Source organism: Flavobacterium plantiphilum (genome assembly GCF_046000495.1).
GTDB lineage: Bacteria > Bacteroidota > Bacteroidia > Flavobacteriales > Flavobacteriaceae > Flavobacterium > Flavobacterium plantiphilum.
The window spans coordinates 104,386-119,872 of sequence record NZ_JBELQA010000002.1 but is presented as its reverse complement, the minus strand read 5'-3'; the positions used below and the strand labels follow the sequence as shown (position 1 = coordinate 119,872).

Annotated in this window: 17 protein-coding genes and 1 tRNA gene; 16 read left to right on the top strand and 2 right to left on the bottom strand. The window is 34.1% G+C overall.

The features are described from left to right. Positions 1 to 66 precede the first annotated feature (66 nt). On the top strand, positions 67 to 813 hold the full coding sequence (locus tag ABS764_RS03275; RefSeq protein WP_408079938.1) for a succinate dehydrogenase/fumarate reductase iron-sulfur subunit: 747 nt from the start codon (positions 67 to 69) through the stop codon (positions 811 to 813). A gap of 154 nt (positions 814 to 967) precedes the next feature. Continuing rightward, the gene (locus tag ABS764_RS03270; RefSeq protein WP_408079936.1) at positions 968 to 1,732 is read left to right on the top strand and encodes an amidohydrolase; all 765 of its coding nucleotides are present in this window, start codon (positions 968 to 970) and stop codon (positions 1,730 to 1,732) included. Here ABS764_RS03270 and ABS764_RS03265 read toward each other — a convergent pair. Continuing rightward, on the bottom strand, positions 1,729 to 3,336 hold the full coding sequence (locus tag ABS764_RS03265) for an Ig-like domain-containing protein (protein WP_408079934.1): 1,608 nt from the start codon (positions 3,334 to 3,336) through the stop codon (positions 1,729 to 1,731). The genes ABS764_RS03270 and ABS764_RS03265 overlap by 4 nt on opposite strands. A 224-nt stretch (positions 3,337 to 3,560) precedes the next feature. On the opposite strand from ABS764_RS03265, the gene ABS764_RS03260 reads away from it, so the two are divergent. The 5 genes from ABS764_RS03260 to ABS764_RS03240 all read left to right on the top strand — a co-directional run bounded on the left by ABS764_RS03260 (position 3,561) and on the right by ABS764_RS03240 (position 8,072). Beyond that, positions 3,561 to 4,562 carry a hypothetical protein gene (locus ABS764_RS03260; protein ID WP_408079932.1) on the top strand — a complete coding sequence of 334 codons (1,002 nt, stop codon included), beginning with the start codon at positions 3,561 to 3,563 and terminating at the stop codon, positions 4,560 to 4,562. Further along, positions 4,522 to 6,813 (top strand): hypothetical protein, encoded by a 2,292-nt coding sequence (locus ABS764_RS03255; protein ID WP_408079930.1) that lies wholly within the window; start codon positions 4,522 to 4,524, stop codon positions 6,811 to 6,813. Before ABS764_RS03260 ends, ABS764_RS03255 begins: the two co-directional genes overlap by 41 nt. A gap of 30 nt (positions 6,814 to 6,843) precedes the next feature. After that, complete coding sequence (gene mce / locus ABS764_RS03250) at positions 6,844 to 7,251, top strand: methylmalonyl-CoA epimerase (RefSeq protein WP_408079928.1); 408 nt, start codon at positions 6,844 to 6,846, stop codon at positions 7,249 to 7,251. A 129-nt stretch (positions 7,252 to 7,380) separates the two neighbouring features. Continuing rightward, positions 7,381 to 7,454, top strand: a tRNA-Ile gene (locus ABS764_RS03245). Positions 7,455 to 7,763: 309 nt separating this feature from the next. Next, positions 7,764 to 8,072: a hypothetical protein gene (locus ABS764_RS03240; RefSeq protein WP_408079926.1), complete on the top strand. Its 309-nt coding sequence runs from the start codon at positions 7,764 to 7,766 to the stop codon at positions 8,070 to 8,072. 20 nt (positions 8,073 to 8,092) lie between these two features. Here the strand turns inward: ABS764_RS03240 and ABS764_RS03235 are convergent, their stop codons facing one another. Beyond that, complete coding sequence (locus tag ABS764_RS03235) at positions 8,093 to 8,680, bottom strand: riboflavin synthase (protein WP_408079924.1); 588 nt, start codon at positions 8,678 to 8,680, stop codon at positions 8,093 to 8,095. Positions 8,681 to 8,737: 57 nt separating this feature from the next. On the opposite strand from ABS764_RS03235, the gene pdxA reads away from it, so the two are divergent. From pdxA to ABS764_RS03190, 9 genes are all read left to right on the top strand, one after another. Beyond that, positions 8,738 to 9,781 carry a 4-hydroxythreonine-4-phosphate dehydrogenase PdxA gene (gene pdxA, locus ABS764_RS03230; RefSeq protein WP_408079922.1) on the top strand — a complete coding sequence of 348 codons (1,044 nt, stop codon included), beginning with the start codon at positions 8,738 to 8,740 and terminating at the stop codon, positions 9,779 to 9,781. A 100-nt stretch (positions 9,782 to 9,881) separates the two neighbouring features. After that, a complete protein-coding gene (locus tag ABS764_RS03225; RefSeq protein WP_408079920.1) occupies positions 9,882 to 10,424 on the top strand; it encodes a YceD family protein in 543 nt (180 codons plus the stop codon). Between the two features lie 9 nt (positions 10,425 to 10,433). Beyond that, positions 10,434 to 10,631, top strand: a complete 198-nt coding sequence (rpmF, locus tag ABS764_RS03220; protein WP_073242095.1) for a 50S ribosomal protein L32 — start codon at positions 10,434 to 10,436, stop codon at positions 10,629 to 10,631. 176 nt (positions 10,632 to 10,807) lie between these two features. Next, on the top strand, positions 10,808 to 11,806 hold the full coding sequence (locus ABS764_RS03215; protein ID WP_408079918.1) for a beta-ketoacyl-ACP synthase III: 999 nt from the start codon (positions 10,808 to 10,810) through the stop codon (positions 11,804 to 11,806). Positions 11,807 to 11,830: 24 nt separating this feature from the next. Next, a complete protein-coding gene (accB, locus tag ABS764_RS03210) occupies positions 11,831 to 12,310 on the top strand; it encodes an acetyl-CoA carboxylase biotin carboxyl carrier protein (RefSeq protein ID WP_408079916.1) in 480 nt (159 codons plus the stop codon). 87 nt (positions 12,311 to 12,397) lie between these two features. Further along, the gene (accC, locus tag ABS764_RS03205) at positions 12,398 to 13,744 is read left to right on the top strand and encodes an acetyl-CoA carboxylase biotin carboxylase subunit (protein ID WP_408079914.1); all 1,347 of its coding nucleotides are present in this window, start codon (positions 12,398 to 12,400) and stop codon (positions 13,742 to 13,744) included. A gap of 250 nt (positions 13,745 to 13,994) precedes the next feature. Beyond that, positions 13,995 to 14,300 carry a hypothetical protein gene (locus ABS764_RS03200; protein ID WP_408079912.1) on the top strand — a complete coding sequence of 102 codons (306 nt, stop codon included), beginning with the start codon at positions 13,995 to 13,997 and terminating at the stop codon, positions 14,298 to 14,300. Between the two features lie 61 nt (positions 14,301 to 14,361). Continuing rightward, positions 14,362 to 14,724, top strand: coding sequence for a hypothetical protein (locus ABS764_RS03195; RefSeq protein ID WP_408079910.1), 363 nt, complete (start codon positions 14,362 to 14,364; stop codon positions 14,722 to 14,724). 49 nt (positions 14,725 to 14,773) lie between these two features. After that, on the top strand, positions 14,774 to 15,127 hold the full coding sequence (locus ABS764_RS03190) for a hypothetical protein (RefSeq protein ID WP_408079908.1): 354 nt from the start codon (positions 14,774 to 14,776) through the stop codon (positions 15,125 to 15,127). Positions 15,128 to 15,487 lie beyond the last annotated feature (360 nt).

Here is a 15,487-nt window from a genome sequence, read left to right as displayed (position 1 = left end):
CGAAAGTCAAAAGTCTTAAAGTAAAGATTTCGACTTTTGATTTTAAGACTTTCAAACTAAAAAGATATGAAACTTACATTAAAAATATGGCGTCAGAAAAACGCCCAGGATAAAGGAGCAATGGTTGATTATAAAATCGACGGAATTGAGCCTGATATGTCATTCCTTGAAATGCTTGACGTATTCAATGAACAACAAATCAATGCAGGTGAAGAACCGGTAGCTTTTGACCACGATTGTCGCGAAGGAATTTGCGGAATGTGTTCTTTATTCATCAACGGTGAAGCGCACGGTCCTGACAGAGGCGTAACCACTTGTCAATTGCACATGCGTATGTTCAAAGATGGAGATACCATTACTATCGAGCCATTCCGTGCAGCAGCTTTCCCGGTTGTGAAAGATTTAGTGGTTGACAGGAGTTCTTTTGACAGAATCCAGCATGCAGGAGGATTTATCTCAGTTAATACATCTGGAAACACTATTGATGCAAATACCATTCCTGTAAACAAAGATGATGCAGACAAAGCTTTTGATGCAGCAACTTGTATTGGTTGCGGAGCTTGTGTAGCGAGTTGTAAAAACTCTTCAGCTATGTTATTCGTTTCAGCCAAGGTTTCTCAATATGCTTTGTTACCACAAGGTAGAGTAGAAGCTACTGACCGTGTATTGAACATGGTAAAACAAATGGACGAAGAAGGTTTTGGTAACTGTACCAATACCGGAGCCTGCGAAATTGAATGTCCAAAAGGAATTTCTCTTGAGAATATTGCTCGTATGAACAGAGAATATCTGGCGGCAAGTATCAAAGGATAATAACTAGTTATAAAGTCAAATGTCTTAAAGTCGAAAGCTTAAAGACAAATAGTTTTAAAAAAACGCATTCATTCATTTGGATGCGTTTTTTTGTTTTTGCCCATTTGTTACTAATCTTTTTTATCTTTCCGTACCTTTGTGAAACAACTTTTTTATGAAAATCGCACTTATTCAATCTTCTTTAGTTTGGGAAAACCCAAAAGCTAATCGGAATTCCTTCGAAGAAAAAATCAATGGAATTAATGAATCAGTTGATTTGATTGTACTTCCTGAAATGTTTTCTACAGGCTTTACAATGAATCCTGCCGCTGTTGCTGAACCGATGGAAGGCGAAACTGTGGCTTGGATGCAATCCTTGGCGAAAGCCAAAAATGTAGCCATAACAGGCAGTGTAGTGATTGAAGAAGCGGGTAATTTTTATAATAGATTGTTATTTGTGTTCCCTTCGGGCGAAATTCAGTTTTATGATAAAAAACATTTGTTTACGCTAGCTGGAGAAGACAAAGTGTACACTGCAGGCAGACAGAAATTAATTGTGGAATTTCTGGGTTGGAAAATTTGTCCGATGGTTTGTTATGATTTGCGTTTTCCGGTATTTTCCCGAAATGTAGAAAACTATGATTTGCTTTTGTATGTGGCAAGTTGGCCAGAAAAAAGAGTGAATGCCTGGGATGCTTTACTAAAAGCGCGTGCTATTGAAAATATGAGTTATGTTGCGGCTGTTAACAGAGTGGGTATTGATGGAAATGCGCATCCGTATTCAGGACATTCTCAGTTGTTGAATTCGTTGGGAGATTATATAATAAAGCCACAAGAAACAGAGGCTGTTTTTGTGGCTACTTTAGATAAAGACAAACTAATTGAAACGCGTCAAAGATTTGGTTTCTTAAACGATAAAGATTCGTTTCAATTCACTTAATTTGTTGTTTTCTTTTTCGTTAAATCTTTTTTAGGTGGGGTATAAGGAATGCTCAGATCAAAAGTCTGCTCGACATCCCAATTGGCCCGTACATCAATTTCTCCAGAGAAATAAATCACTTCTTCAGCATATCTTTTTTCCAGAAAATTTCCCGGATCATAACGCCGATTTTTATTTGTGTCATATATAGCACGAAGGGAAAATTGTGCGGGATCTAAAAGTTTGAAATTTATTGTGGTATTTTCATTAATATATTCGCTGGTAACAACGTCACCGGTGGATTTTAATAATTCTATAATAACAGGAAATGATTTTACGTTTTCTAATTTTACTTTCAGATTTCCATAATCTTCGAGGGATTTAGTACTTATTTGATAATTCAAAGTGTCATTGGTCTGGTCAAAAAAATCAGTTAATGCACCGGGAAGGATGTTGAAACTGTATTTTTGAGCCACTTCTTTTTGAAAGTCAAAGAACAATTTTTGATTGAATTCATCATAATTGGTGGTGAATTTCACCTCAGTTGAATCGGTATTGATTAATTTGATTTTTGTTTCATCAAACTGAACTAACGGAGTGGAAGATTCTAGAGCAAAACGGTCGTTAAAACCGGCTGGATTTATTGAACTGATGGTTAAACTGTCCTTTTTAGGATTTCTTATTTTTACAATAAAATCTCTATTGTAGTTTTCCTGTGAGACTTCTACTTTTAAAGAATCTGTTTTAATGGGTTTAAACCAAATTTGGAGTGAATCTTTCTTTGGGAGTTTTGTCACAATATTGGATAATATCTGGTTTTTGTTTTTCAGAACCACTTTTGGCCTCATTTCCGTTTGTGTAACGGCTCCTTCATACCCCATCAACAATCTGTTTGCTGTTTCCTGTGTGGGTTTAAAGGCTTTAAAAGCATTGTTCTCCTGAAAAAGCTCTAATTCAAATATGGTGTCGTTGGGAACCGTAATGAAATCTTTAAAAAAACCAATTTTTTCAGTTTTTGGGTCAAATTTATTATTGTTGTTCAGGTCTTTTATAGCAATTAATTTATATTTTCCCGCTTTTAAGTTCTCTAAACGAAAGGTTTTTAAACTATCTAAAGTATTGGTAATATATCTGGGGCTTTCTTTATAAATAACAGAATCATTATAGGTATCATTTATTTCATAAAGCATTACCGAAATAAAAGATTCAGGCTCTTTTTCATAAGCATATTTTACTTTTCCGTTAAGTGCCAGAGAGTCGATGTAAGTTCCTGTAGAAAACACATATTTAAACTGATTTAGAGGATTTCCTTCGTTGTTGTCGGTTACACTTTGTCCAAAATTAAAACTATAGGTAGTGTTTGGTTTTAAAGTGTCTTTTAATTTTATTATAATTGTTCTGCTGGCAGTGGTAGGAATAATAAGTGGTTCGTATTTCATGGGCGGCGAAATCACCAATTGTTTTCGGATTCCTTTCAGGATAACAATTTCATCAAACTCTAATTTGATTTGTTTTTCTTTGAAATTAGTACTGTAGTTCGCAGGGAAACTAGTGCTTAAGGCAGGGGGAATAGTGTCTTTTAAGCCACCAGTGATACTTCCTCTTTTGGCACAGCTTGCCATCATTATTGCCAGTATTATGAGGACGTATTTTAATTTGTTTTGCAACATGAATTTCAGAATTTAGAATTTACAAAATAACGATTATATTTACTGTAATTGAAATTTTTTGGCTAATTATTAAGGAAAGCATTTGGGATAAAAAAACGTTTTTTATGTTTTTAATAACATATATTTTCTTTTCTCCTGAGCACTATTTCTTAGTTTAGCAAACGCTAAATGAACTTTTTTTGAAAAAAAATATTTTATATCTCTTTTTACTGTTGGTGTTGTTTTCCTGTGATAAAAAAGAAGAACCTTTAATTTCTTTTTACTATTGGAAAACTAACTATGAATTAACAGCCACGGAACAAAAAGCAATAAAGGAAAACAACGTACAAAAAATATACATTCGTTATTTTGATATTGACTTGGATACTAAAACAAAAAAAGCTTTCCCAAGAAGTCCAATTCATTTTATTCAAAAACCCACAATCAGCAATATTGTTCCGGTTGTTTATATCAAAAATAGTGTAATGCTATCGACAGAAGTGACGGATAGCTTAGCTCAAAAAACATTTGATTTTATTCAGATTATCAATAAGACCAATGACTTAAGCTGTAACGAAATTCAAATTGATTGTGATTGGACGCTGAAAAGCAGCCCGGCTTATATGGCATTTATTGAAAGCTTTAAACGTATTTCACATAAAAAAATATCGGCTACCATTCGTTTACATCAAGTGAAATATTTTAAAAAAACTAAAGTTCCAAATGTAGATTCCGCCGTTTTAATGTATTACAATATGGGAACTATTGGCATTAAATCATTGAATTCGATATATGACAGAACCACTGCCGCGCATTATATTTCCAGTTTAAAAAAATATCCGTTATCTTTAAATGTGGCTTTGCCGGTATATGCCTGGGGAATTCATAGCCGAGATAACCGGATTTTGGGATTGCGGAGTAAATTAACCGTTAATGATTTACAACTGGATACTAATTTTGTCGCAACAGCTAAAAAAACATTTAGCGTAATACACTCCAATTACCGAAAAGGAGTATTTTATAAAAAAGGAGATGTTGTGAAAATTGAAGCAATAAGCGCCGGCGATTTAAAAGAAATGGCTACTGATTTAACAGCTAATTTGCCTCAGAAACCAAAAGAAATTATATTTTACGACTTAGACGAAGACAATTTAAAAAATTATGAAAAAAACATTTTTAAGCAAATTACTAATCACTTTTAGTAGTATTCTTTTGTTCGGGTATGGAATAATTTACGCTTGCGGTGGCGGAGATTGGTTTGATAACTGGTATTACAATTCTAATTTCACACCTGAAACCTTTGCTGATGAATCTTATGTGCCGTTATTTTTATCAGGAGATGTTTTTTACGGAATTGGTTTTGATGATCAGCATAATTCCCGTTTTAATGATCAAATTACTGCTGACTGGCAATCGTTTTTAAAAGGAAAGATGAATCCGGAAGAGGTGAAAGCTTTTTTATTAGATAATGACAGAAAAATTAAGGTTGAGGAGTTGTATTTCTTTTTTAAAACCGGGAAAAAAAATGAATCTTCGATAGGTTTTGCTTCGAAAATAAATTTGAAAGAACCAAAAGTAAAAGAGTTTATCACCTTTTTATATTTAGCTCAGCATATTGAATCGGTTTCTGTTGTCGAGAAAAACTGGAGTTATGATCCGGTTGTTTATAAGAGTTTTACCGATGCAGCAATAATTAAAGAAATTGAAAATAAATACTCTGCCATAAAAGATACTTTTTTAAAAAACCGGTATTGGTTTCAAACGGTTAAAGCTTATTTTTATAGTGATAATAAGCAAAAAGCAATCGAATTCTTTAATAAAACAGCTTCTGAAGTTCCTCAGAACACCTTGTATTACAGAGCGGTCAGTTATATAGCCGGAATTCATTATAAGCAAAAAAACTATGCGGTTTCTAATTATTTGTACAGCCGGGTTTTTGATAAATGCCCTGAAATGCGGGTTGTAGCGGCTTACAACTTTCATCCGCAGGAAAATAATGATTGGAAAGAATCCTTAGAAATGGCAAGTACAAATCAGGAAAAAGCAGCACTTTGGGCTATCCGGGGTTATTATAATGATGAACAGGAAGCCATTGCCGCTATTTTTGAGCTAGATCCTTCCAGTTCGCATCTGAATTATCTTTTAACGCGATTAATAAACAATCAGGAAAATAAAATAAGTGCTGATTATCAAAAAAATACTGTTGCCGAAAATAAAAAACAACAAAAGGCAAAACTAAATCAGTCTGTACTGGCATTAGTGGATACAATAGCAAATTCTGATACGGTTGATAAACCTTATTCGTGGAAAATGGCGTTAGGTTATCTGCTATCTCTGAACGGAGATTATGATAAAGCCGACAAAATGTATGCGGCATCTGAAAAAGATTTGCCTGAAACCGTTTTGGCCTCAAGTCAGTTACGATTGCTTCGTTTTGTCAATAATCTGAATAAAATCAGTAAAATCGACAGTAAATCAGAGCAAACTATTTTGAATGATTTGAAATGGCTGTACGAAGAACTTCCTGCTAAAAATATTGAAAATTTAAGATTTTATAACGCCTCTAATTGGAGCAGACAGTATTTGTCAGCATTGTATAAAGCACAAAATAATGTTGTTATGGCAGAGTTGTTTTCGCAGTCCACAGCATATTATTCCGGTAATGCGGGGAATTCATTTTATGATGATGAAAAAAATCTCTTGGCTATGAAAAGCTTTTTACAGAAATCAGATAAAACACAAATGGAGCAAATAGCCGAAAAAATCTATAACTTAAAGTGGAGGGATATTTCTAATTTTCAGGCTGTCAAAGCTACTTTCGAAAATAAAATTCCTCAGGCAATTGCTTATATGAAAGAAACCGATAGCGTACAGCATTATGTTTTATTAGGGAATCCGTTTAACGGAAACATAAAAGATTGCCATGATTGTGAGCATGCAGCTTATCAAAAAAGAAAATTTACTCAAATAGATTTTCTTAATCTGATAAATGAAATGCAGCGTAAAATAGCTAACAATGAAGATGTTTATAATAACAGTCTGCTGCTGGGAAATGCATTTTATAATATATCCCATTTTGGAAATGCGCGAACTTTTTATGAAATCAGCATTGTAGGTTATGGCTCGAGCCCCACTTATTTTAGAGAGGCTATGAAACGAATGATAATAGATGGTTCAGTGTCTAAAATGTATTACCAAACAGCACTTTTGGCAGCGAAAACTAAGGAACAAAAAGCAAAATGTATCTATATGTTGGCCAAGTGTGAACGAAATGATTTTTACAATCAGCGATATTATTTTCAGAACAAAAATTATTGGGAAGTGTATGGTGATAAAATTAATTTTCTGGCGTGGAACGGATTTAAAACATTAGAAAAAGATTATTCAGATACTAAATATTATCAGGATGTAATTAGAGAATGTGGTTATTTTAATACTTATGTGAATCAGTGATAGTGTAACTTTAGAATAAATATTTTGCAAATGAAAAAAATCGATCACATAGGTATTGCGGTAAAAGACCTGACTGTTTCGAATGTATTATTCGAAAAATTATTAGGCGTTTCACCCTATAAGCAGGAAGAAGTAGAGAGTGAAGGGGTGATTACTTCTTTTTTTAAAAGTGATACAAATAAAATTGAACTACTGGCTTCTGCTCATGAGAACAGTGTAATTGCTAAGTTTATAGAAAAAAAAGGAGAAGGCATACATCATATTGCTTTTGAGGTAGATGATATTCAGCATGAAATGGAAAGATTGAAAAAAGAAGGTTTTGATGTTTTGAATGAAAATCCTAAAAAAGGAGCCGATAATAAATTAGTGGTTTTTTTGCATCCTAAAAGTACAAATGGTGTTTTGATAGAGTTGTGTCAAACTATTAAGGAATTATAAAATTCTTTAGGGTTCTAAGAATCAGCTCTTTTCTACTGTCATTTTTTTAATGTCGGTGTATACTGAAAAACTAAGTTAAAAATATTTGGAGCAAACAAAAAATAGTAGTAATATTGCAAACTCTTAACCGGTCCTATAGCTCAGCTGGTTAGAGCACCTGACTCATAATCAGGTGGTCCCTGGTTCGAGCCCAGGTGGGACCACTAGTAAAATCAAGCCTTTACAGCAATGTAGAGGCTTTTTTTATTGAATAAATTTGGTAAAGATTGATAAGTGTAAACAAGAAGAAATACTTGAAAACGAGTTAAGAATAAAAACTTTTTGGTTTATTTTGTAATTTTATTTTTTGAATCGGGCTATTAAATTAGGTTTAAATCACTCAAAAAATCGATAAAAACCCTTTGAAATTAACGTTTTAAAGGGCTTTTTCTTATGTGCGGAATTCGTTTAAATGTATATCTTTGTTCCTGATACAGGATAAATTTTTTCTATAAGTGTTTTTTTTAAAATTCATGATAAGAATATTAAATAAATATAGTTTTTTAGTTGCTTGCTTTTTTGTGAGTTTTGTTATGATGGCAGATATTCCTCCTCCTAATGGATTAGAGTGTTGCAAAGATTATGAGCCAGAAGGTACGGATCCTCCTTCTCAACAATATTTAGATTGTATCGAAGCGGAGACAGAAGAGCCTGGGTCATATTGTAATCCTATTGTGTCTATTGATAACTCAATTTATGTTTTGATAACTGGTTTGGGTGGAGGGGTATTAGCTTTATTAGTTGTATATAGAGGAATAAAACGAAAAAAAACTCCCATGTAAATTAGAGTTTTTTTTATGGGTTATCTCAATTGATTCAGTCGAGAGACATATTTCCCTATAACATCAAATTCCAGATTGATTTTAGAACCAACTACGAAATTTTTAAAATTAGTGTGTTCGTGAGTGTAAGGGATGATTGCTACACTAAATTGATTTTTTTGAGAATTTACAACCGTTAAGCTTACTCCGTTGACGGTAATAGAGCCTTTTTCAATGGTGAGATTATTTAGTTTGTCGTCATATTCAAAGGTGTAAAGCCAGCTTCCGTTTGTTTCCTGAATGGAAATACAATTACCCGTCTGGTCCACATGACCCTGAACAATATGTCCGTCTAAGCGGTCTCCCAGTTTCATGGCTCTTTCAAGATTCACCAGATCGCCGACTTCCCATTCACCTAAATTTGTTTTTTTTATGGTCTCATCAATAGCGGTTACTGTGTAACTGTTCTCCTTTATCGCTACAACAGTAAGGCATATTCCGTTATGGGCTACACTTTGGTCTATTTTGAGTTCGTTAGTAATGGTTGCGTCTATTGTTACGTGGATATTGTCTTTTTCTTTTTTTATTTCCTGGATGGTTCCAAGGGTTTCTATGATTCCTGTAAACATTCTTGTTTTATTTTACTAAATTTGCACTTCAAAATTAGCAATAAAAAACTTGTGGATATGATTAAAAATGCAGAAAATATTATCATAGGAATTTCAATTGGGGATTTAAATGGTATTGGAAGCGAGGTTGTTCTGAAAACATTTGAAGATATTCGGATGTTAGAGTTTTGTACACCTGTTATTTTTGCAAATGTGAAAATCTTATCTTTTATAAAAAGAAATTTAGAATCTGCTGTCGTTCTTCACGGAATTGATAAATTAGACCAAATTGTTCCGGGTAAAATTAATGTGTTGAATGTTTGGAGGGAAGGTGTGGATTTGAATTTAGGAGTAAATGATGATAAGGTAGGGGAATATGCTATAAAATCTTTTGTTGCTGCTACAAAAGCATTAAAAGATGGATTGGTAGATGTTTTGGTGACTGCTCCTATAAATAAGTATAACGTACAATCGGAAGATTTTAAATTTCCCGGACATACAGATTATCTGGATCAGGAATTAGAAGGAGATGCTTTGATGTTTATGGTGCAGGATAATTTAAGAGTAGGTTTGTTGACAGATCATGTGCCTATTAATGAAGTAGCTTCGCGATTGACAGAAGAATTGATTGTAAAAAAAATAGAAACTGTAAAAAAATCACTGATACGTGATTTTAGTATTGCTACTCCTAAAATTGCCGTTTTAGGACTAAATCCGCATTGTGGTGACGGAGGAGTTATTGGGAAAGAAGATGAGGAGCTGATTAAGCCGGTTTTGAAAAAAATGTTTGATAAAGGAACAGCGGTGTTTGGACCTTTTGCAGCTGATGGTTTTTTTGGCAGCGGTCATTATGAAAAATTTGATGCTGTTATTGCTGCTTATCACGATCAGGGATTGGTTCCTTTTAAAACATTATCTTTTGGAAAAGGGGTTAATTTTACTGCAGGATTGAGTAAGGTAAGGACTTCTCCGGATCATGGAACGGCATATGATATCGCCGGAAAAGGGGTTGCTGATTTTAATTCGTTTAAAGAAGCAGTCTATTTGGCGATAGATGTCTATCGTTCAAGGATTCAGTATGAAGAAATGACTGAAAAGCCGCTAAAAGTTAGAGAAAAATAAATGTAAATAAAAAAAGATTAATAACGTTATTGGATTTATAATAATTTTATATCTTTGCACCCCGTTCTGAAGCTTCAGAATTGGGCAAAATTATGTTGAAATGAACAGGACAAAAGAATTTTTAATTCCTTTCGTGGGTTTAAAACTGGGGAAACATCATTTTGAATATCAGATAAATAATGCGTTCTTTGAGAACTTTGAGTATGATGAATTTCAAAATTCAGAGGTCAAAGTTTCAGTAGTGTTAGAAAAAAAAAGCAACATGCTTGAGTTGAGTTTTAAGCACAAAGGGACAGTAAATGTGCCTTGCGACTTAACGGGTGAAGATTTTGATTTGCCAATTAAAGGTAAAATGAAATTGATCGTTCGTTTTGGTGAAGAGTTTAATAATGATAATGAAGAGTTGCTGATTTTGCCTTTCGGTGAATTTGAAATAGATATTATACAGTATATCTATGAGATGATTGTGCTGTCAGTACCTTTAAAGCGGGTTCATCCGGGAGTGAAAGACGGAAGTTTAAAAACCGATGCTTTAGAAAAACTGAATGAATTACAAATTAAAGAGGCAGATAAAAAAGAGAATAAAGAAGAAGATATAGACCCGCGCTGGGACAAATTAAAGCAACTATTAACGGATAAATAATATAGTAAAATGGCACATCCTAAAAGAAAAATCTCGAAAACAAGAAGAGATAAGAGAAGAACACATTATAAAGCTACAGTAGCACAAATCGCTACTTGTCCTATTACAGGTGAAGCACATTTATACCACAGAGCTTACTGGCATGAAGGGAAAATGTACTATAGAGGACAAGTGGTTATTGATAAGTCAGAAGCTACTTTTGCATAATACGTTTTTATAGATAATACGAGAACTCTCACACTATGTGAGAGTTTTTTATTGTTTGCAATTTTCGTTAAATAAGAGGTTTTTAAAGATAAAGGGTTTAGATTTTTTTTGTATTTTTAACCCCTTTTTAAACGTTTCTTTTTGTGTGCTCACAAAAAGGAAAATATCCGAATAAAATGAATAAAATTACAGCCGCAATTACTGCAGTTGGAGCTTATGTTCCAGATTTTGTGCTTTCAAACCAGATTCTTGAAACCATGGTGGACACAAACGATGAATGGATTACATCGCGTACAGGAATAAAAGAAAGAAGAATTTTGAAAGATGCTGATAAAGGAACTTCTTACTTAGCCATAAAAGCAGCTGAGGATTTAATAACTAAAGCCAATATAAATCCGTTAGAAATTGATTTGGTTTTAATGGCAACAGCCACTCCGGATATGCAGGTTTCGGCAACTGGAGCTTATGTTGCTAGTCAAATAGGTGCTACAAACGCCTTTGCTTATGACTTACAGGCAGCCTGTTCCAGTTTTTTATACGGAATGTCTACAGCTGCAGCCTATATAGAATCAGGAAGATATAAAAAAGTCTTACTTATAGGTGCTGATAAAATGTCATCTATAGTAGATTATACAGACAGAACTACGTGCATTATTTTTGGAGACGGAGCGGGAGCAGTTTTATTTGAACCTAATCATGAAGGTTTAGGATTGCAGGATGAGTATTTAAGAAGTGACGGTGTAGGTCGTGATTTTCTGAAAATTGATGCCGGAGGCTCTCTTCACCCGACAACTATTCAAACAATAGAAGAAAAAAGACACAGTATAAGACAAGATGGAAAAACGGTGTTTAAATATGCTGTTACTAACATGGCCGATGCCAGTGAACAAATTCTTAAAAGAAATAATCTGACTAATGAAGATGTGAGTTTCTTAGTGCCACATCAGGCAAACAAGCGTATTATTGATGCTACTGCCAGCAGGATGAATCTGGAAGAATCTAAGGTTTTGATGAATATTGAAAAATACGGAAACACTACATCAGCAACTTTACCACTTGTTTTAAATGATTTTGAACATTTGTTTAAAAAAGGAGATACTATTATTTTTGCAGCATTCGGAGGAGGTTTTACCTGGGGTTCTATCTACCTGAAATGGGCGTATAACAAACAATAAATTTAAACTAAAATCACAAATATTATGGATTTAAAAGAAATTCAGAACCTAATCAAATTTGTATCTAATTCTGGTGTTGCCGAAGTAAAACTGGAAATGGATGATGTTAAAATTACCATTCGAACTACATTAGAAACAACAGCTCCAGAGCCAACTTATGTGCAGCAATTACCTGCTCAGGCTCCGGTACAACAAATTATAGCAACACCTGCAGCTCCGGCTTCAGCACCTGTTGCAGCCGCTCCAGTAGCTGAAGATTCTAAATTTGTTACTATAAAATCACCAATGATTGGTACTTTTTATAGAAAACCATCTCCGGATAAACCTATGTTTGTTGAAGTAGGAACTTCTATCTCAAAAGGAGATGTACTTTGTGTTGTGGAAGCGATGAAATTATTCAACGAAATCGAGTCTGAAATTTCTGGAAAAATCGTTAAAATTTTAGTTGATGATATGTCTCCGGTTGAATTTGATCAGCCATTATTTTTAGTAGATCCATCTTAATTAATTATGAATTATAAATTATGAAGTGATTTTGTAATCGATCATAATTTTAAAAACTCATAACTCATAAATCATAACTCAAAAGAGATGTTTAAAAAAATATTAATTGCAAATAGAGGGGAGATTGCACTTCGTGTAATCAGAACTTGTAAAGAAATGGGTATTAAGACAGTAGCCGTTTACTCTACTGCCGATGCAGAAAGTTTACACGTAAAATTTGCTGATGAAGCTGTTTGTATCGGACCTGCACCAAGTAACCTTTCTTATTTGAAAATGTCAAATATTATTGCAGCAGCCGAAATTACTAATGCTGATGCAATACATCCGGGATATGGATTCCTTTCTGAAAATTCCAAATTCTCTAAAATCTGTCAGGAACATGGTATTAAGTTTATTGGAGCTGCACCAGAAATGATTGACAGAATGGGAGATAAAGCTTCTGCTAAATCTACTATGATTGAAGCTGGTGTTCCTTGTGTTCCTGGTTCTGAAGGAATTTTAGAATCTTTTGAACAAGCACAAAAAGTAGCCAAAGAAATAGGATATCCTGTTATGATGAAAGCTACTGCCGGTGGTGGCGGTAAAGGAATGCGTGCCATCGGGAAAGAAGAAGAACTTCATAAAGCATGGGAAAGTGCACGTCAGGAAGCAGCAGCTGCTTTTGGAAATGACGGAATGTACATGGAGAAATTAATTGAAGAACCCCGTCATATTGAAATTCAGGTCGTAGGAGATGCTTACGGAAAAGCCTGCCACCTTTCTGAAAGAGATTGCTCGGTTCAAAGACGTCACCAAAAATTAACAGAAGAAACTCCTTCTCCGTTTATGACTGACGAACTGCGTCAGAAAATGGGGGAAGCTGCCGTAAAAGCTGCCGAATATATTAAGTATGAAGGTGCCGGAACGGTTGAATTTCTGGTTGATAAACACCGCAACTTCTATTTCATGGAAATGAATACCCGTATTCAGGTAGAACATCCTATTACAGAACAGGTAATTGATTACGATTTAATTCGTGAACAAATTATGGTAGCAGCCGGAATTCCGATTTCAGGTAAAAATTATTTGCCGCAATTGCATGCTATCGAATGTCGTATCAATGCCGAAGATCCATATAATGATTTTAGACCTTCACCAGGAAAAATCACTACATTACATATGCCAGGTGGTCATGGAGTGCGTTTAGATACTCATGTGTATTCAGGATATACTATTCCGCCAAATTATGATTCGATGATTGCTAAATTGATTACTACTGCACAATCTCGCGAAGAAGCAATTAGTAAAATGAGAAGAGCATTAGACGAATTTGTAATTGAAGGAATCAAAACTACAATTCCTTTCCACAGACAATTAATGGATGATCCGCGTTATATTGCAGGTGATTATACTACTGCTTTTATGGATACTTTTAAAATGAATGATCCGGAATAAAAAGTCTTTGTCGATATAATATGAGAAGCCGTACAGTGATGTGCGGCTTTTTTTATGCAATAAAGTGTGTAAAAAAGATACAGTTCGCTCCGATTTTACACACTATTACCCAAAACGTAAAAACACTCTGTTTTTGTAAATCATTGTAAATCATAGGTTTTATTGTTTTTTTTACCTCTTTATAAATTGTTGGTATAATAATTTCAATGTTCTAAGTGTAAAACAATAATAATATTAAAATATACACATCATGAAAAAATTAATTTTAGCAACAGCGATCGTATTAGGAGGTTTGTCAACAATGAATGCACAGGCACAAGAAACTACAACTCCTGCTCAAACGCAACAAGCAGCTCCTGCAACAGATGAATTTAAAGAAATCAAAGTGGAAGAAGTTCCAGCAGCAGTGACTGAATCTCTAAAAAAAGCATATCCGGATGCAGTAATCAATAAAGCCCATATGAACGGTAAAAATGAATACCAGTTAGACGTTAAAGTTGGCGATAAAGAAGGTGCTTTGTATGCTGACAAAACAGGAAAATGGATTCAAAAATAAAAACACCCTTTTAATAAAACTCAAATAACAACAAAATAATAATTTTTAAAAAACATATATCATGAAAAAATTAATCTTATCAGCAGCAATCGTATTAGGAAGTTTAACAACCATGTCAGCTCAGGATCAGGCTCCTGCCGAAGATCAAAATGCCGCTCCTACAGAACAGACAGCGCCGGCAACGGATCAGGCTACACCGGCAGAAGAAGCCACTGTAGCGCAGGAAGTAAATGCATACAACGAAATTAAAACAGAAGAAGTTCCTGCAGCAGTAACCGAAGCTTTAAAGAAAGCATATCCGGATGCAGTACTCAACAAAGCTTCTGTAAACGATAAAAAAGAGTATGAATTACAAGTTAAAGTTGGCGATAAAGAAGGACTTTTATATGCTGATGAAACAGGTAAATGGATTGAAAAAAACTAAAATTACAACATAAATAAGTAATAATAATATATTTAAAAAAACATATATCATGAAAAAATTAATCTTATCAGCAGCAATCGTATTGGGAAGTTTAACAACAATGTCAGCTCAGGAAACTCCGGCTCAGGATCAAAACGCAACTCCTACAGAGCAAACAACTCCGGCGGCAGATCAGGCAGCTCCTGCAACTGAAGAGGCAACTCAGACAACCGGTGTTTACAATGAAATAAAATCAGAAGATGTTCCTTCTGCGGTGTCTGAATCTTTAAAGAAAGCGTATCCGGATGCTGAACTGACTAAAGCGTATGTAAACGATAAAAAAGAGTATAAGTTAGAAGTGAAAATGGGGGATAAAGAAGGTGCTTTATACATGGATGAAACAGGGAAATGGATTCAGAAATAATCCTGAAAAAGTTATTCACATCAACAGTAAATTATACTGGGAAGTATAATGGTCTTAATACTCACACTTAGGAAGAGGCAAGTCCTGCAGAGCAAACAGCTCCGGAAACTGAAATTTTTAAAAAACCGTATCCGGATGCTGTTTTATCTGAATCCTATGTAAATTATAAAAAGAGTATAAGTTAGAAATGACAGTTAAAGACCAATCGGCTACTGTTTTTACAGATGTCGATGGGAACTGGTAAAAAATAAGTTGGTGAATTAACTTATTGTTTATTGAAAAGGAGGTTGTAATTTACAACCTCTTTTTTTTTGCATAATTTTATGAAATTCCAATAATATAAATCTTATTTTAGCATAA